General features: G+C 57.9%; 15 protein-coding genes. 7 read left to right on the top strand and 8 right to left on the bottom strand.

Annotated elements, in window-relative coordinates; genetic code table 11:
- Positions 1 to 13: 13 nt before the first annotated feature.
- Genes DYI20_RS01315 through DYI20_RS01300 form a run of 4 tightly spaced genes read right to left on the bottom strand, consistent with a single transcriptional unit; the run spans position 14 to position 4,294 of the window.
- Positions 14 to 1,045 carry an AAA family ATPase gene (locus DYI20_RS01315; protein WP_110100401.1) on the bottom strand — a complete coding sequence of 344 codons (1,032 nt, stop codon included), beginning with the start codon at positions 1,043 to 1,045 and terminating at the stop codon, positions 14 to 16.
- Positions 1,045 to 2,337 carry a DUF4350 domain-containing protein gene (locus DYI20_RS01310; protein WP_110100250.1) on the bottom strand — a complete coding sequence of 431 codons (1,293 nt, stop codon included), beginning with the start codon at positions 2,335 to 2,337 and terminating at the stop codon, positions 1,045 to 1,047. The genes DYI20_RS01315 and DYI20_RS01310 overlap by 1 nt, the downstream gene beginning before the upstream one ends.
- Positions 2,334 to 3,008: a hypothetical protein gene (locus DYI20_RS01305; RefSeq protein ID WP_146206393.1), complete on the bottom strand. Its 675-nt coding sequence runs from the start codon at positions 3,006 to 3,008 to the stop codon at positions 2,334 to 2,336. Before DYI20_RS01305 ends, DYI20_RS01310 begins: the two co-directional genes overlap by 4 nt.
- The gene (locus DYI20_RS01300; RefSeq protein WP_146206394.1) at positions 3,005 to 4,294 is read right to left on the bottom strand and encodes a DUF7847 domain-containing protein; all 1,290 of its coding nucleotides are present in this window, start codon (positions 4,292 to 4,294) and stop codon (positions 3,005 to 3,007) included. Before DYI20_RS01300 ends, DYI20_RS01305 begins: the two co-directional genes overlap by 4 nt.
- Before the next feature lie 183 nt (positions 4,295 to 4,477).
- Between DYI20_RS01300 and mtrA the strand changes: the two genes are divergently transcribed.
- The 6 genes from mtrA to secA all read left to right on the top strand — a co-directional run bounded on the left by mtrA (position 4,478) and on the right by secA (position 13,458).
- Complete coding sequence (mtrA, locus tag DYI20_RS01295) at positions 4,478 to 5,158, top strand: MtrAB system response regulator MtrA (RefSeq protein WP_255410730.1); 681 nt, start codon at positions 4,478 to 4,480, stop codon at positions 5,156 to 5,158.
- Positions 5,155 to 6,954 carry an MtrAB system histidine kinase MtrB gene (gene mtrB / locus DYI20_RS01290; protein ID WP_244924637.1) on the top strand — a complete coding sequence of 600 codons (1,800 nt, stop codon included), beginning with the start codon at positions 5,155 to 5,157 and terminating at the stop codon, positions 6,952 to 6,954. The genes mtrA and mtrB overlap by 4 nt, the downstream gene beginning before the upstream one ends.
- Positions 6,947 to 8,698, top strand: coding sequence for an LpqB family beta-propeller domain-containing protein (locus tag DYI20_RS01285; RefSeq protein ID WP_158524693.1), 1,752 nt, complete (start codon positions 6,947 to 6,949; stop codon positions 8,696 to 8,698). Before mtrB ends, DYI20_RS01285 begins: the two co-directional genes overlap by 8 nt.
- Before the next feature lie 169 nt (positions 8,699 to 8,867).
- A complete protein-coding gene (locus DYI20_RS01280) occupies positions 8,868 to 9,635 on the top strand; it encodes a ComF family protein (RefSeq protein WP_158524590.1) in 768 nt (255 codons plus the stop codon).
- 125 nt (positions 9,636 to 9,760) lie between these two features.
- Complete coding sequence (hpf, locus tag DYI20_RS01275; protein WP_110100253.1) at positions 9,761 to 10,459, top strand: ribosome hibernation-promoting factor, HPF/YfiA family; 699 nt, start codon at positions 9,761 to 9,763, stop codon at positions 10,457 to 10,459.
- A 236-nt stretch (positions 10,460 to 10,695) separates the two neighbouring features.
- The gene (secA, locus tag DYI20_RS01270; protein WP_110100254.1) at positions 10,696 to 13,458 is read left to right on the top strand and encodes a preprotein translocase subunit SecA; all 2,763 of its coding nucleotides are present in this window, start codon (positions 10,696 to 10,698) and stop codon (positions 13,456 to 13,458) included.
- 139 nt (positions 13,459 to 13,597) lie between these two features.
- On the opposite strand, the gene DYI20_RS01265 is transcribed toward secA, so the two are convergent.
- The 4 genes from DYI20_RS01265 to DYI20_RS01250 all read right to left on the bottom strand — a co-directional run bounded on the left by DYI20_RS01265 (position 13,598) and on the right by DYI20_RS01250 (position 16,117).
- Complete coding sequence (locus DYI20_RS01265; RefSeq protein ID WP_110098605.1) at positions 13,598 to 14,308, bottom strand: Rv3235 family protein; 711 nt, start codon at positions 14,306 to 14,308, stop codon at positions 13,598 to 13,600.
- A 65-nt stretch (positions 14,309 to 14,373) separates the two neighbouring features.
- A complete protein-coding gene (locus DYI20_RS01260; protein ID WP_110100255.1) occupies positions 14,374 to 15,162 on the bottom strand; it encodes a LysM peptidoglycan-binding domain-containing protein in 789 nt (262 codons plus the stop codon).
- 46 nt (positions 15,163 to 15,208) lie between these two features.
- Positions 15,209 to 15,394, bottom strand: a complete 186-nt coding sequence (locus DYI20_RS01255) for a hypothetical protein (protein ID WP_110098607.1) — start codon at positions 15,392 to 15,394, stop codon at positions 15,209 to 15,211.
- Positions 15,395 to 15,898: 504 nt separating this feature from the next.
- Entirely contained in the window at positions 15,899 to 16,117 is a 219-nt protein-coding gene (locus tag DYI20_RS01250; protein ID WP_110098608.1) for a helix-turn-helix domain-containing protein, read from the bottom strand.
- Positions 16,118 to 16,387: 270 nt separating this feature from the next.
- Between DYI20_RS01250 and DYI20_RS01245 the strand changes: the two genes are divergently transcribed.
- The gene (locus tag DYI20_RS01245; RefSeq protein WP_122548697.1) at positions 16,388 to 17,035 is read left to right on the top strand and encodes a CpaB family protein; all 648 of its coding nucleotides are present in this window, start codon (positions 16,388 to 16,390) and stop codon (positions 17,033 to 17,035) included.
- Positions 17,036 to 17,039 lie beyond the last annotated feature (4 nt).

The raw sequence follows: 17,039 nt of genomic DNA, 5'->3' as shown, positions 1-17,039 counted from the left end.
AAAGAGACGGTGTTTAGCGGGGGACCGGCACACTGGAGAGTAGTCCGGTCAAGACTTGGTCGGTATCGACACCGTCCAATTCGGCCTCCGGGCGCAGCAACACCCGGTGGCGTAGGGTCGGTAGCAACAGCGACTGCACGTCGTCGGGGGTGACGAAGTTGCGGCCCGATAGCCAAGCCCAAGCCTTGGCACAGTGCATCAGAGCGGTACCACCGCGCGGGGAAGCACCCAACTGGAAAGAGGGGGATTGCCGCGTGGCGCGGACAATGTCCGTGATGTAGCTGAGCATCTCTGGACCGGTGGCGACTTGTTGCACCGAGGCGCGGGCTTTGAGCAAGGTCGTTTCCTCGGCCACCGGCTGGATGCCCACGGCGTCGAGATCTGCGGCCGAGAAACCCGCCGCATGACGGCGCAGGATCTCTCGTTCCTGATCGCGCTCGGGAAGATCCATCACCACCTTGAGCAAAAACCGATCCAGTTGGGCTTCCGGAAGGGGATAGGTTCCCTCGTGCTCGACCGGATTTTGAGTGGCTGCCACCATAAACGGGTCCGGCAACCGCCGGGTTACCCCGTCGGTAGAGACTTGGTATTCGGCCATGGCTTCCAACAAGGCAGCTTGGGTTTTCGGTGGGGTGCGGTTGATTTCGTCGGCGAGCAGCACGTGGGTAAACACCGGGCCCTTGCGGAATTCAAACTCCCCGGTTTTGGAATCATAGACCAGCGAGCCGGTGACGTCGCCGGGCATCAAATCCGGGGTGAATTGCACTCGGTGGGAGTCTAGTTGCACCGATTTGGCCACTGACCGGACCAAAAGCGTCTTGGCTACACCGGGGACCCCTTCGAGCAACACATGCCCCCGACACAAAATACCGATGAGCAATGCAGTCACGGCCTGGTCCTGGCCCACGACGGCTTTAGCCACTTCGCCACGCACCTGGTTGAGTGCCTCCCGCAGGTCGTCTGCCGACTGTGCCCGCGCAGACTGGTCCTGTGGGGGGTGACCCTGGGGTGGCTGGGATGGCGGAAAAGCCGGTGGCTGGTGCATCATGACGTGCTCCTCCCGTGATCGGGGCGTAGTACCTGGTCGATGAGATGTTCAAAATCTGTGAGTTCTTGGGCAGTGGTCACCATCTCCTCGGGGGAAACGTTGTGGCTACCGTGGGCTGGGACGAGTCCGGAGCTGATCTTGAAGAGCTGCTGGATGTCCTGGACCGGCTGGTTGGTGTGGAGTGCAGCCTGGCGCATGATGGTTTGCGGGTCGGTGTTGCGCCCTAATCGCATGCTGTGGGCGATGCGACGCAACGTGGCCTGTTCCAAGGCCTCGAGAGCTTGAAGGTGGTGTCCGGCACGTCGGTGCATGCGGGCTCGGCCCACCGTGGTTTCGGCCGGCTTGACGACCGAGGGCAATGGCTCGCGCACGATCGGGCCGTGGCGACGTCCTAACCAGAACATGGCCAGCACGGCCAGCACGACCGCCCACCAGATTCCAAAGACCACGAAACGAGGCAGTTGCGCCTCAGACAGCGGAGCATCGGAGTCCAAGAGCTCGGTGAAGTCCGGGGTATACCAGATCAGGTCCTCGCGCGAGCCGGCCAGGCGTAAGGCCAAGGCGGCATTGCCTCGCTCGTCGATCCGTTCATTGGTGAAGATCTTCGGAGAGGTCAGTACCGTGATCCCGGTTGCTGTTTCGGCCAGGAGCGCCGTGGCTTGGTCGGAGGATGCGTTCTCGGGTACGGGAAAACACGTGGAGATCTGGCCGGACTCACGCTGCGTGCGGGGGACCGATACCGCCCAGGAAGAGCTATCAATCTCACCGGCGACCCGCCCGTGCTTCAGCTGGCAGTCCTCGGTCGTGCCCGCAGTGATCCCGCCGTCGTGACTGGACACGGTGGCGTAGTCCCGCGAGAACTCGTCGGTGAAGTGTTCGAGTAGCTCCGGGGATGAGGTTGAAATCACCAGCTGGGATGGTGGAATGGCCTCCGCGGCGCGTTGCCGTGAATCATGGGGCGCCGAAGCCAGGTTGTTGTTCTCATCGATCAATACCACCGTGGCGTCCGGATGCTGGTTGAGTTGACCTTCCAACTGATCAACCGTTGCAGCGGTGTGGACCGAGACACCGCGATCTTCCAGGATGCGTGTCATGGCCTGGGAACCATAACGGCCGGGATTGTCGGTGGAATAGGGGATCCCCTGAGTGGTGCTGGGGAGCAAGGCATAAAACACCACGCCGGCGAGCACCAGAATTCCGGCGATGACCGACACCACGATGATACCGGTTTTACGGGAACCGGTCTGTGAGGTACGTGCCGAAGACTGTAGAGAGGATGCTGCGGTCATCGGGGCACCAGATCCTTGGCGTGCTGAGCGGGGACGCTGTCATCGCGGGGTGTGGCAGGGGCCGGCTTGGCTTGGTGGAGCTTTTCCGCCAACTCGATCATCTGCGTGGCATCTGTGGCGCTGGGGGATTGGTGGGCGTAGAACGTGGTATTGAAGCGAACGGCGGCTTGTTCCAATTGTTCGGTGAATGGGGGGAAGGCCTCGGCGAGTTCCGTCGTGGCAAACGTCGCGGTGAGGGAAGGACGTTCTGAGACCAGATCCCGTTGTTGCCCGTCGCGGATCATCGACCGTAACGCATCGGCCAGTGCGTGGGCATAGTCCTGCTCGGCCACATGTCGGCGGGCCCGGTCGAGATACTCCGTGGCCGTAACGTCAGCGGCGACCTCAACCTCGTCGGTTGATGTTGTCTTGACCCGACCGGTACGGCCCGGCCGTAACCACAACACTAAGGCAATCAGCAGGGCGACTAACGCCAGGGCTAGCACGATCACACCCAGTTCGCCGCTACCGGAGAATTCGACGGCGGCCAGGTCTTGAAACCACTCAACCAGGTTATCGATCAGCTCAATGATCGGGCCGGGATCTGCCTCCGCGTATTCGGGTTTGGACAGCTCCTCTTCGGCCCACTGGCGGGCTTGCTCAGCGTCTGGGGTCAGTGGCGGGGACATCATGACCATGTCGGCGGCCCCATGGGTGGGTTAGATGGATTGGGCGGATGTGGCGGATAGTAGGGAGCATTCGGTCCCGCCGGTCCGGTGAATGGTGCACCTGCCGGTGGCGGTGTGGGCTGCCAATGCACGTCGCGACCCGGCACGAGATCGGCCGACTGAGAATCGCTACGGCGTTTGGTCGGATCAATACTGAACTCATCGATGGGACCCGAGATGGATTCAGCATCGTGGGCTAGCTGGGCACCAATGCCTTCACGTCGGATCCTCAAGTCAGTGTAGAGCAACGCAATGAAGATGGTGAACAGCGCATACAGTACCCCGGAGACCACACTGCTGACCCCGACGATGACCACCTGAGCCAGCAGGAAGCCGGTCAGCGCTTCCGCTTCGTTTCCGGCCGAAGCCAGAAAGAGTGGAGCCAGCATAGCCAAGGGAATAGAAATCACCCATCTGGCGATAACGATGCAGACAGTGACCAATAAGGTCATCCCCAAAGAACGCCAAAAATTATTATTGGTCAGCACCCAGGAACGACGAAGCGCGGTCAACGGGCCTACTTGTTCGACCGCGATCACCGTCGGGGCCAGCATCAGCTTGATCGTCAGCCAGACTATGGGAATCCCCCCGGTGAGGATGACAATAATCATGATCACGGCAAAGAGCTCCGCAGGGATCTCCAGGACGGCAACAGCGAAAACGATCAAGAGGAACGCGAGCACCGACAGCGCGATGACGGCAATATTGATCAGTACCGACAAAGCAATGAGCTTCCAGTAGCTACCGTGCAACAGGCGGAAGGATTGAAAGAATCCGGTCCAGGTACCGATCGTACCGCGCATGGTGACGATGGCTACCAGCCCCGGGAAAAATACCGACGCGAGGAACAGCAACACCAATGCCAGCATTGGAAGGACGATTATCGCCACACTTCCGGATGCGATCTGTTCCGAGGTGGGTAGGCCCCCATCAAGCACCGTGGTGAACGCGACGTACATGGTGACGAAAGCCGGGGCGACTGCCATCAGGTACAAAAGAAACGTGACGAGACCGTAGCCGAGCCCATGCAACAACACGGCCCCAGGTGCGGTGCGCAACGTTGCGAAAACCCCGCTAAACAAATCGCCGATGCTCAACGGAGTCAGCGGGATCGTGCCGGGACGGGACACCGTGAGCATCAATTGTGGTTGCGGTGTGGCGTATGGTCCCCACCCCGAGGGTTGCTGGTGTTGTGGGTACCCTCCATAGGGTGTGCCGGGGCCTTGGCCCGGGGGTGGATAGAAGCTCACGATCTCTCCATTTCTGGGGACTCGGCCCGCTCAGACTCGGACTAGTTCATATGTTATAGGACAACTTTGCGGTGCAAACAGGGTGAGTTGCGGGGCGCGCGCATGCAACACGCCGCGGCGAAATTGGCCGGCTCGGTTATGCTGGTGGTCTGGGATCATATAGTCCGAGCCGGGAGGGAAGCGGTGGCTACACCCAAGATTTTGGTCGTCGATGATGACGAAGCCCTAGCCGAAATGATTGGTATTGTTTTGCGCAACGACGGGTTTGAACCGTATTTCTGCGCTGATGGCAACCAAGCTAACGAGATGTTTCGTCAGATCCGCCCGGAGCTGGTGCTGTTGGACCTGATGCTTCCCGGCAAGGACGGCATTGACATTCTGCGCGAGATCCGCATGGAATCAGACGTGCCGGTGGTGATGTTGACCGCTAAATCTGAGACCGCCGACGTGGTTCGTGGGCTAGAAGCTGGAGCCGACGACTATGTGCCCAAGCCCTTTAAGCCCGCCGAGTTGGTGGCCCGTGTCCGTGCCCGGTTGCGCGAAACCGACCACCGTGCTCAGGAGAGCCTCACTATTGGCGATCTGACAATTGATATTTCTGGTCATGAGGTTTCCCGCAACGGTGAACGCATTTCGCTGACACCGCTGGAATTCGATCTTTTGGCCGCGTTAGCCCGTCGTCCCGGGCAAGTGCTGACCCGCGAAACGTTGTTGGAGGAAATCTGGGGATACCGGCATCAAGGCGATGCCCGGTTGGTCAACGTCCACGTGCAACGCTTGCGCTCCAAGGTCGAAAAGGATCCAGATAATCCCGAAGTTGTTCTCACTGTTCGTGGCGTGGGCTATAAAGCCGGCCAGATTTGAGCGCAGCCTTGTCCGTCGAGTCAGAAGAAACGACCTCCGAAGCAAACACCGCCCGACCGGCAGCGCCTGAGGCCCAGCGGGCAGAAAAACCGCGCAAGAATCGCTTCCTTTCTCGGCCGTTCAAAACTTTTTGGCGACGTTGGCAGTCCTCGTTGCAGCTACGCACGGTGATGATTACCGCTTTGCTCTCGGTGATTGCCGTGCTGATCCTGGCGCTGTTCTTGACTCATCAGGTGACCACGGGTCTGTTCCAGTCCCGGTTTAATCAAGTGCAGGCCGAGGCTAATCACGGGCTGAGCCAAGCACGAGAAGTCTTTGACTCCGCGGCAACCGCTGACGAAGAATCCACGGCCTCTTTGGTCAACGACACCCTGGCAGCGTTAAGTGGCAATACCTCGGGGGCCATTGCCCGCGATTTCGTGTTGGTTCCCCTCGATGATGACGAGAACCAATTCGTTGGCTCGATGTCCTCAGCCGGCGTGAGTGAAGACATCATCACCGATGACTTGGCGAGCCAAGTCGAACAAGGCGATGGGATCTACTGGCAGTCGGTGGCCATTCCCTCTGACACCGGCGGGGCAACAGATCCGGGGCTGGCCTTCGGTACTCAGGTCGTGTTGCCGCCGGGTAACTACTATGCGTTGTATTTCATTTACGACATCTCTGAAGTACAAGGCACGCTGGATTACGTGATGAGCGTGCTCCTCATTGCCGGTGCGATTTTGATCTTGCTCAATGTCGTGATTGCCGTGGTGACGACCCGCTCGGTGGTACGCCCCATCCAGCAGGCGGCCGAAACCGCCCAGTGGTTGTCGTCGGGTGACCTCTCGGTGCGCATGAATGTCAACCGGGAAGATGAAGTCGCGACGTTGTCTCGGTCGTTCAACTCGATGGCCGACAATATTCAGGACCAGATCACCCAGCTGGCGCATCTGTCTCAGATTCAACAGCGGTTCGTCTCCGATGTGTCTCACGAGTTACGGACACCGCTGACCACGGTGCGGATGGCAGCAGAAGTGCTCTATGACTCACGTGATGATTTCGATGCTGTTAATCGTCGCTCCACCGAGTTGCTCTATCACCAAGTGGAGCGCTTCCAAGCGTTGCTCGCTGATCTTTTGGAGATCTCGCGGTTCGATGCCGGGGCAGCCCAGGTGGCCAGTGAGTCCACCGACCTGTTGCATTTGGTCGCCGACGTACTACTGACTGCCCAGCCACTGGCCGATAATAACCAGACCGAACTATCCATTGTGCCCCAAGGGGACCAATTCACCGCAGAAGTCGATTCCCGTCGCATCGAACGCATTCTGCGCAATCTCATCAATAACGCCATTGAACACGGCGAATCGAAACCGGTCGATGTCATCGTGGCCGGAAATAAGACAGAGATTGCGATCGTGGTGCGTGACCACGGGCTGGGCTTGAGCGAAGATGAACTCGAGCGTGTTTTCGACCGGTTCTGGCGTGCTGACCCGGCCCGGACACGCACCACCGGAGGCTCCGGTCTGGGCCTGGCCATTGCCGTGGAAGATACGCGCTTGCACCACGGCGAACTCGATGTTTGGGGCGAACCCCACCGCGGCGCTGCCTTCCGTCTTGTCTTACCCCGCCAGGTTGGTGGAGAACTCGTCAAGCCCTACCCGCTGCAACTGCCTCCCGAATATGAGTGCTCGGAGCGTCGTAGCGCTTCCGAAATCGGCCCCGGCCCAGACGAACCTGCGAACGGCCACGAAATGCCAGACCGGGTGAATGAGCAAGCCTTGGTGCCACGATCTCGGAGGGGGCTTGATGACTAGAACACTCAGAGCACTGGTCGTGCTGGTGGCGTGTGCGCTGGTGCTGGCTGGGTGTTCCCGATTGCCGCAGTCTGGTCCGGTCGGAGAATCTGAAGACTTGGGTACGACAGGGGAATCGGTCACCCACACCTTTAACCCTGCCGGACCGGCCGAGGATGCCTCACCCGAGTCCATCATTAATGGGTTCATTGTGGCAGCGACCGGGGTTCAAGATGACTTCGCTGTGGCGCGGAGCTACCTGACAGACTCGGCGGCTGAGCAATGGGACCCGCTGGCCCGTACCTTGGTGTATCAAGGATCTCCGGCGGTGGTCTCGACTGAAGACACCGATACCTACACGGTGCAGCTTGAGGTTGATTCGGCGGTGGATGCACAGGGGGTGATGTCCCCGCTCCCATCGGAGACGACTGAAGCCCTGGAAATCAAGCTGACTGAGGTCGACGGCCAGTGGCGGATTTCTGAGCTACCCGACGGCATTGCCTTAGACAGCGCACAGTTCTCGGCACTGTTTGTCTCCCAAACTCTGTACTTCTACGACTTCGACTACCACAATGCCGTGCCGGATACCCGGTGGTTCCTTGACCGTCCCGGTCAAGCCACGGCCATCGTCGAGGCCTTGATTACCGGTCCAGCCAGCTATCTGGAGGGTGCTGTGGCCAACCCAATGGAGCAGGTCGAACTTGCTCGCCCATCGGTACCGATCAGTTCCGGCACAGCCTCGATCGATGTGAAGGCCGATTCGCTGGCGGGCACCAGCGCCCTACAGCGTCAACGCATTGAGCATCAATTGCAGATGACCTTGGGCACCCGGCCACGGATTTCGGATGTGAAACTTACCGTGGGGCTGGAAGATGTGGATACAGGAGAGCCTGATCCGCAGTTCCGGGAGACCCCCACGACGTATTCCGTTGGAGCTCGTCAAATTGCCATCAACCATGACACCAACCAACTGGTCTATTACCAGGGCTCCAACATCACCGAGATCCCTGGCGTTGCAGACGTCAGTAGTCTGGGGCCCCACGAGCCGACGATGAACGTGGAAGGCAACCGCTTTGTGTTCTTGAATGAGGACTCCACCCAGATGGTTGGGGCCACCAACGGGTCGGCGGTTCAGGAACTGGCGTCTGGAACCGATCTGTTGGCTCCTTCACTTGACAACAGGGGATGGGCCTGGACTGTCTCCAGCGTTGAAGATGAGCATTCCGAGGATGCTGGGGAGTCAGAGAACGCCGAAGCCGCTGTCTCAGGTGGCGAACAGACATTGCTCGCCAGCGAATTCGACGGCGAACAGGTTCAGGAAATCAGTGTCCCGTGGTTGATGGATGGGGAGATTAAAGCCGTACGGGTTTCTCCTGAAGGATCTCGGATCGCGATGATTTTAGAGCGGGACAACTCCCAGCAACTCTTTATTTCCGGTATCGTCCGCGATGATTCGGGTAAGCCGTTGGGTTTGGTGGAACCACTCGTGGTTGAAACCGCAGCCCCGGCCAACCGGGTGCAGTGGTACTCCATGAACGAGGTCCTGATCGGCGAGGTCTCCAGTAGCGAACGCGTCGAGCTGGAAATGATTGGATTGGCTGGCACCAGCGTGACCTTTAAACCCATGCTCGGTATGCGTGGCTTTTCGACCGGGGCCGGCAACGCCACGGTGTACGCCGAAACCGACGACGAGGTGTATATCCGCGTCGGGACCAATTGGCGTGCCCAAGAGGATAACGCCGACGACTTGTCCTACCCCGGCTAACATTCTCCACAGTCTCTGAGTGTAGCTGGGGTTGCAACCAGCAAAGCGCGAGACTGGGAAGATGAGATCTTTCAGGCACGAACCACCCAGGCCACCGGCGCCGAGGCCTCGTCTGACGCGATGGGCAGGCCGTCTTGATCGACTTCGCGAACACCCTGGCGCGCGCTGGGTGAGCACTGCAGGCCGTGAATTGGCCGGAATCCTCATGCCTCGCATCTGCGTCGTCTGTCAGCGCCGCGACGCCACCGCCGAGCACCTCTGTCACCACTGTCGGCAGACCGTGATGCCACAACTCCTTCATCCGGAACGTGCTGAGTCCTGGGCACCATCCCTTCCCTTTATACCCGGCACCGACCGCCCCTTGCCGGTGGTGGCAACAGGACAATACACCCGTGAGTTAGCCCGCATGATCCTGGCGTTCAAAGACCACTCCCGGACCGGGTTGCATCGGCTTCTTGCACCCGCACTGGCTAGGTCGATGCTGGTAGCCCGGGACCTGGTGTGGGACGCTGTGGCACAACAATATGGCACCAGCGCAACGCAGCTGCCGGTCGTGGCGGTGCCGATCCCGAGCTCTGCGGCTAGTTGGCGCCGTCGGGGTTTCGACCCGCTTGACACACTGGTGACCAGAGCGCCCGTGCCCGGCATCATACGCCAGCGACAGTTTTTACGACATCGTTGGAGATTAAACGCCCGCACATCGCACGCTGGTCGCACCGCGGCCCAACGAGTCACCGCGGCAGAACGAAAATTCTGGGTCAGACGCGGAATTGCGCAACAACTCACCGGGTATCCGGTGATGATCGTTGATGATGTGCTCACCACCGGGGCGACGCTGGCCGGGGCCACACGAGTTCTGGAAGCCGCGGGATGGGAGGTGCTCGCAGCAGCGGTGATCGCTACGGTTGAGAAACATTCGCACGACGATTTGAGCTAAACCGGAGATGGCAACGTGAACAGCTGGCAATCAATGGGTAGACTCGGCATTACCAACAGAGCACGGTGGTGAAGGGAGGTTAAACTTCTCTTACCACCGTGCTTGTTTTAGCTAAGGAGGACATTATGGCCATCGACATCTCCTATGTAGCCCGCGGCGCTTCCATTAAGGAATCGTTCCGCGATTATGTTGAAGAACGCCTCGAGAAAATCGAGTCCCTACTTCAAGAAGCCCAACGGGTCGAAATCAAGCTCGGTGCTCAGCCATCTCACACCGGCGCCTCCGGGTCGATGACCGTGGAACTAACCGTACATAGCCCCAAAAACGTAGTGCGTGCTGAAGCTTCCGACGACGACCAAATGGTGGCCTTCGATAAGGTATTCCATAAGATTCAGGAACGACTGCGCCGGCTACGGGAACGGCGCAAGTCTCACCGCAAACGTGTTTCGGTCCGCGAAATCACCGCCGATTCGGTGCCCGTGGACAACTCTGTGTCGTTGGTGGAACAGGTGCTAGAAGCCCAGCGCGAGGAAGCTGAGCGTGAAGAACAGGAACGGCACCTGGCAGAAAACGGTGAGGCACCGGTGACCATCCGTCAGAAGGTTTTTCCGCCAGAAAGCATGTCGCTCGACGATGCCGTGGACAACATGGAGCTACTGGGCCACGACTTCTACTTGTTCATTGATGCAGAGTCGGGACGTCCCTCTGTGGCCTACCGGCGACGTGGCTGGTCCTACGGCGTGATCAGCCTGGGTGAAGACACTGAACCTGAAGGTTCCGACGAACAAATCCGGGCTTACCGAGATCAGCAAGCTAGCGCTTAAACGTCTTGGCCCACTGAGGGTCTGTGATAGACCTCGAAGTGGCCTTGTTGCACACGCAACAAGGCCACTTTTTCATCCCTGAACTGTAGATCTTGGTCACTCATGGACAAAGCCCATACTAAGGATTCTTCCAGGTTAAACCACGTAGACTAGTCTGGTTGAATGCTTTGTTCCTGGACCTGTGACGACTTCGTCGTTGAGGGTCTGAGACGATTTGTGAATTTGGAGTCAACACTGTGGTCTCTTTCATCGAGAAGATCCTCAAGACCGGTGAGAAGAAAGTTCTCAAACGGTTGAGGGCCTATACCGATGCTGTCAACCAGCTCGAAGATGACTATCGGGACATGTCTGATGCCGAACTTCGGGCAGAAACCGATCGCTTCCGTGCTGAAATCGAAGACGGTACATCGCTGGATGCACTTTTACCCGAAGCATTTGCCACGGTGCGTGAAGCATCGTCCCGTACCTTGGGACTTCGCCACTTTGACGTGCAACTCATGGGTGCTGCTGCCTTGCACCTGGGAAACATCGCTGAGATGAAAACCGGTGAAGGTAAAACTCTAGTCGCCACAGCTCCCAGCTACCTGAACGCGTTGAGTGGTCAAGGCGTCCACGTGGTGACGGTTAACGACTACCTGGCCGAGTACCAATCAGACTTGATGGGACGGGTTTTCCGGTTCCTTGGGATGGAAACCGGCGTCATTCTGTCCAACCAGCGTCCTGCGCAACGGGCAAAACAGTATGCAGCTGACATCACCTACGGGACTAACAACGAATTTGGGTTCGACTATCTGCGCGACAATATGGCCTGGTCGCTCGACGATTTGGTGCAACGCGGACACAACTTCGCCATCGTCGACGAAGTCGACTCAATCCTCATCGACGAGGCACGTACTCCGTTGATTATCTCCGGACCGGCTCAGGGCGACGCCTCGAAGTGGTATTTACAATTCGCCAAATTGGCTCCGCGGCTGAAGCGCAATACTGACTACGAAGTGGACGAGAAAAAGAGGACCGTTTCGATCTCCGAAGAAGGTATCGATAAGGTCGAAGACTGGCTCGGAATCGACAACCTGTACGAATCGGCCAACACCCCGCTGATTCAGTACCTGAATAACGCGCTGAAAGCCAAGGAACTCTTTACCCGCGATAAGGACTATGTGGTTCTCAAAGGCGAGGTTCAAATCGTCGATGAGCATACCGGACGCGTGTTGGCAGGACGCCGTTACTCCGAGGGAGTTCACCAGGCGATTGAGGCCAAAGAAGGTGTGAAGATCAAGGCTGAGAACCAGACTTTGGCCACGGTGACGTTGCAGAACTATTTCCGCCTCTACGACAAGCTGTCGGGGATGACCGGTACGGCTGAGACTGAAGCTGCAGAGTTTATGAGCACCTATAAACTCGGCGTTGTCCCGATTCCGACAAATAAAGATGTTCAGCGCATCGATAAAAAAGACATTGTCTACGCCAGCGAGAAGGCGAAGTTTAATGCTGTCGTGGATGATATCGAGGCCCGTCATAAATCTGGTCAGCCGGTTTTGGTCGGGACCACCTCGGTTGAAAAATCTGAATATTTGTCGAAGCTGTTGGCCAAAAAAGGCGTACGTCACGAAGTGCTTAACGCGAAAAACAATGCGCGAGAAGCTGCCATTGTTGCTCAAGCCGGTCGTAAAGGTGCGGTGACGGTGGCAACGAACATGGCCGGACGTGGTACCGACATCATGCTCGGTGGTAACGCCGAATTTAATGCGGTCGCGGAGATGCAGGCACGCGGGCTCGACCCCGAAGAAAATGCTGAAGAATACGAGCAAATCTGGGACGAAGTCTTTGCTGAGCAAAAGGTGAAGACCCAGGCGGAGCGCGAAGAAGTTGTGGAGGCCGGTGGCTTATATGTGCTGGGAACTGAACGCCACGAATCCCGACGGATTGATAACCAGCTACGAGGTCGTTCCGGACGTCAAGGGGACCCCGGCGAGTCTCGGTTCTACTTGTCCCTGACCGATGATCTGATGCGACTGTTCAACCCGGGTATGGCGCGGAAGATTCTGCAACGCACCGGTGATGACGACCAGTTTGCCCTGGAATCCGGTCTGGTGACGAAGGCGATTCAGAATGCGCAGTCCAACGTGGAATCGCGCAACACCGAACAGCGCAAGAATGTCCTTAAATACGACGACGTGATGAACCGTCAGCGTGAGGCCATCTACGCTGACCGTCGTCAGATTTTGGAAGGCCAAGATCTGGCCGAAAAGGTCGAGCACTTCATCGAGGACTCCATTAGCGATGCCGTTGATGAAGCCACGGCCGGGGAACGAAGTTCCGAATGGTCCCCAGAGACGTTGTGGGAAGATCTGCGCTTGATCTATCCGGTCGAGTTGACCCCCGAAGAACTCGAGGAACAGCTCGGTGAATTGCACCGGGCGAAGCCTGCGGATTTGAAGCGTGAGTTTGTCTCCGATGCAAAAGTGCTGTATCAGGACCGCGAAGAAGAGATCGGCTCCGATAATATGCGTGAACTAGAGCGCAAGGTGGTGCTCAATTCCATCGGGCGAAAATGGCAAGAGCACCTCTACGAGATGGACTACCTTAAAGAAGGTATTGGGTTGCGCGCCATGGCCCAACGTGATCCTCTGGTCGAATACCAGCGTGAGGGCTACACGATGTTTGAAGCCATGATGCAGGCAATTCGCCAGGAATCGGTCCACAATCTGTTCACTCTCGACGTCAAAACCCAGCCACAGAAGGCTAGCCTTCCAGGCGTCACCGATTCTCGTGAGGTGACCATGGCGCCACAGCTGAAAATTAAAGGTCTGGACACTGACACACAGCCCGGCAAGTTGCAGTACACGGCCCCGTCCTCAGAAGGAACCGGGACTGCGAAAACCGAGGTTCGTCGCACAGACGACGGTAGTGAGAGGACGCAATCTCGAGCGGAGCGCAAAGCTGCCGAACGAGAGAAAAAGAAGGCCGCGAAGAAAGCCCGCGCCCAGAAAAAATAACATGTGTCGCCTCTGACGGCTTGGCTGAGGCCCGCGATCCGGTAGGGTTGCGGGCCTCAGCATGTGAGAAGTTTCGGCACTGGCGCATTTGGGATGAGTAGCTAGGTTTGGGCAACGGTGTCTGTTACCCAGGTGAGGGTTACCCCAACTCGAAATCACACACTTTCCACCTGTCGCGGTGCTTCTCAAAACGAAGTGCCATCGCCCGCAATCGGTTGCCAACAATAATGGTGGCACTGGATTCGTAGCACTGCGAAGGGGTTCGCTGTAGTCGCATTCGGTGTACCCGAACATTCATCGGTTTTTGACCGTCCGATTCCTGGGGTCGACCCTGCTGGGCGAGTTGGGCCCGAAACCTCATCTTCTCGATCATCTCCAGCGACATCCACCCTTGAAGTTGGTGGTAGCTTCGCAACCCATATTCAATCTCCACACAAGCTTGGCCGAGCACTCGGGTCATGGTTTGCAGGTGGCGTTCGGTGGCTCGACGCTGTTCTGCCAGGGCCCGTTGGGCTATCTGCCGTTGGCGGTTGGCGACCGGATCGTCCTGGGGAGTGGCGTCGGGCAACTGAGCGGGAGTCCGGTGCGAAACAGGCTCCGTGTCTGCAGGAGTTTGGTCTGGTGTGCTAATGGCCGGGGTGGACACCGTACCGGGTTTGAAGTGAATGAGCGGAGAGCGGGTGTTGGTCCACGCCGCTAGTTTCTCGTCGTGAAATCCCGTCAGCGCTGACGGGACGGGACTGACGGAGACTGAAGCTGGTTTACTGACCGGAGAATTGGACTGTCGGGGGAGTGCGCGCTGTTGGACGGACTGAGGGCCAGCAGTCGCAGAGACGGAGGGGAGCGTCATGATGGGGTTATCTCCTCATAAGGATAGGCGGTGGGAAGAACAGATCGTGGGCGGACAAAACGGGTTTAGGAGTGAAAAGGTGGGGAGGACAAAACCGTTCCTGGACTAACAGTGTGGGGGTCGGATCCGAGCACATCTTGGTTGTGGGACCACCACTGGCGCCAACGGAGATCAATTTCATGTATGGTCGCATCTGCCCCGAGCTCTTCATGGGCGATATCCCACAAACACTCACCGGTACCGACGATGACGGTTTTGCCGGGGACATCAGGGACTGCATCGGAGCTAGCGTCGTCTCCCGACGTGTCGTAGTTGAGATTGGGAATCCAGCCAGGAACAACGTCAGTCGGAGTGTGCAGTCCGGTGTGTTCACGGTCGGGAGAGACACGGGCGCTCACGTCCCAGCCGGCAATGTGCTCTCGTTGAGAAGATTCAATTGCTCTTGTATCAGACAAGGCTAAACCGTCGTGGGTAGTCTCGCCGGCGATGGCCGGCGAGGCGATGAGGAGATTGATCCCACATAACGTCGCGATGAGTCGCCGACCAGCCACGGGCACGACCTGCAAGGTCGCGACACCTTGAATGCGGTGACCGCAACGGTAGAGGGTGACTCCAAGAAGACTCACCACAGCATAGATGACGCAGAGCGCACAGATGCCGATCCCAATCACCGAGCATGCTGTGGCGATGAGGTATTCCAGGGTGGACAATGCGGTCTGCGCCGAGGTGGGGCTGATCGCAGTACTGAACCACCACAACAGCGGGCCGGAGATCACGCTCATCAGCACCAAGCAAACATCGGAGGCGCGAAGACCCGATTGACCGGAGGACGATGAGCTTTTCACCACTGCCATGGGCTCTCCTTAGGGCTTGAAAACTGTCTAAGTACCCAAAAAATTATCAAACATCATCAAACGCGGTCAATGGTGCTGAAAGGAAAATGGTGATGATTGCCACGAAAGAGGTAAGCAGGAATAATGAGGCACCATGCGCTGGGACGAATTTTTTGCTGATCTCGAACACCAAATGAGCGTGGAACTGCGGCAGGTTCGTGATGCTGAGGCCGCTGATTTTACGCGCGGTCACTGGGCGGAAACCTCTTTTGCGGACCGGTTGAGAGGACACCGGGGAGAGACAGTGCAGATGACATTTGCCGATGGAGAACATCAGCGGCTGTTGGTCTCTTCAGTTGGTCCAGACTGGATTGGTGGTCGGACGCAGTCCGGTGCAGTCGTTATACCGCAACGCGCCATAGCGGGCCTGGAAGCAGAAACGCGAACAGCTCGACCGCCGGAATCGACCTTACGAAGCGGACCGCGACTCACGAGCGTGTTGCGTCAACTAGCGCGTCGACGAGAGCCGGTGTCTATCACGGCCGGGTGGGGAAGAATTTATGTGGAAGGAACGGTCGATCGGGTGGGACAGGACTACTGCGAGGTAGCCATACATGCCCGAGACGAATTCCGCAGGCGACCTGCAGTGCGGGGACTACGGCTGATTCCCGTGGACCAGATACAAATGATCGCCACGTCTGCTGTGGCTCTCGACGACCGATAGTGGCCGAGGACAATTACGTACTGCCTCAGACAGTTAGTTCTGGTGAGCTGACTTTTGTTCTTCGATCTTGGCGTGCTGTTCGTCGTGTAACCGCTGGATGAACGCTTCAAAACGTTCTGAATCCACCCGCCATTGTCCGCGGCCCCCAATTTGAAATGCCTCGAGTTCCCCACTCTGGACGAGGTTGCGAGCGGCACCGACAGAAATCTGCAACTCTTCAGCGACATCTGGGAGGGTCAGAAAGCGTGGCATGTCACGTCCTTTCCAGCGAAGTCGTTTTAGAGGTTTAAGACCCTAAACAGGATCGCTCTCTGTTGCTCCTATTGTGACACGTTGCGTCATAGACGAGGCGAATTGTCCACATTTTTCCCTCATTGAGTGCATTCGGTCACATAAATCCCTACGGTGGACAGGGGGCCGGCACCGGCATGATCGTTTTTCGTACTCGTAGATGCCAATGGTTCTTTGCTCCCACCAACTCATGACTCAGCATCGAAAGAGACGAGACACAGAAAGACCCCCATGGCCACAGACCCTCGCCCCATCGCAGCGCGGATCCGACGTCCCGGATTCAAAGACCCCAAACTGGTGATTGGCATCCTCTTGGTGGTCTTATCAGTGGTCGCCATGGTGTTTGTGGTGCAGGCGACAGACTCTCGGCAGGGGTACTGGGCCGCCTCGGCTGACGCAGCACCCGGTGAACCGATCACCGCTGAGAATTTTACCGTGGTGCAGGCGCATTTGTCGGAAGCAGATGGACACTACTGGTCGGCCGATGAGCCGTTACCGGAGACTTTTGCAGTAACCTCCACGATTCGTCAGGGCGAGTTCTTACCCCGTGCTACGGTCTCGGAACACGACCCGGAAGATCGCCAGCAGTTCGCTATTCGGACTGCGGAAGATGTCCCCGATGCCGTGCAACCTGGCTCCCGAGTCGACTTATGGGTGTCCCAGCCAGACGACCAACGCCAAGGGTATACCAACGCCGAGCTCACCGCTGAGTCCGCCGAGGTTGTCGCTGTCGAGGACCAACGCAGTGGGTTAGGTGCCTCTTCCACGCTGACGGTCTATGTCTTGCTCACTCCTGAGCAATTACCAGCCATCATTGATGCCCAGGCAGCTTCAGCCAAGATCAGCATCGTCCCGGCTAGCCCAGGTAACGAACGGTAGGAAC

This window comes from Auritidibacter ignavus (assembly GCF_003703835.1).
In the GTDB taxonomy this organism is placed as follows: domain Bacteria; phylum Actinomycetota; class Actinomycetes; order Actinomycetales; family Micrococcaceae; genus Auritidibacter; species Auritidibacter ignavus.
The sequence above is the reverse complement of the archived record's forward strand: the minus strand, read 5'-3'. Positions and strand labels throughout refer to the sequence as shown.

Bases quoted from the DNA above. Each gene is read 5' to 3' on its own strand.
- DYI20_RS01315 (WP_110100401.1), bottom strand. From the start codon at position 1,045: ATGCACCAGCCACCGGCTTTTCCGCCATCCCAGCCACCCCAGGGTCAC.
- DYI20_RS01310 (WP_110100250.1), bottom strand. From the start codon at position 2,337: ATGACCGCAGCATCCTCTCTACAGTCTTCGGCACGTACCTCACAGACC.
- DYI20_RS01305 (WP_146206393.1), bottom strand. From the start codon at position 3,008: ATGATGTCCCCGCCACTGACCCCAGACGCTGAGCAAGCCCGCCAGTGG.
- DYI20_RS01285 (WP_158524693.1), top strand. From the start codon at position 6,947: ATGACTAGAACACTCAGAGCACTGGTCGTGCTGGTGGCGTGTGCGCTG.
- hpf (WP_110100253.1), top strand. From the start codon at position 9,761: ATGGCCATCGACATCTCCTATGTAGCCCGCGGCGCTTCCATTAAGGAA.
- DYI20_RS01265 (WP_110098605.1), bottom strand. From the start codon at position 14,308: ATGACGCTCCCCTCCGTCTCTGCGACTGCTGGCCCTCAGTCCGTCCAA.
- DYI20_RS01260 (WP_110100255.1), bottom strand. From the start codon at position 15,162: ATGGCAGTGGTGAAAAGCTCATCGTCCTCCGGTCAATCGGGTCTTCGC.
- DYI20_RS01250 (WP_110098608.1), bottom strand. From the start codon at position 16,117: ATGCCACGCTTTCTGACCCTCCCAGATGTCGCTGAAGAGTTGCAGATT.
- DYI20_RS01245 (WP_122548697.1), top strand. From the start codon at position 16,388: ATGGCCACAGACCCTCGCCCCATCGCAGCGCGGATCCGACGTCCCGGA.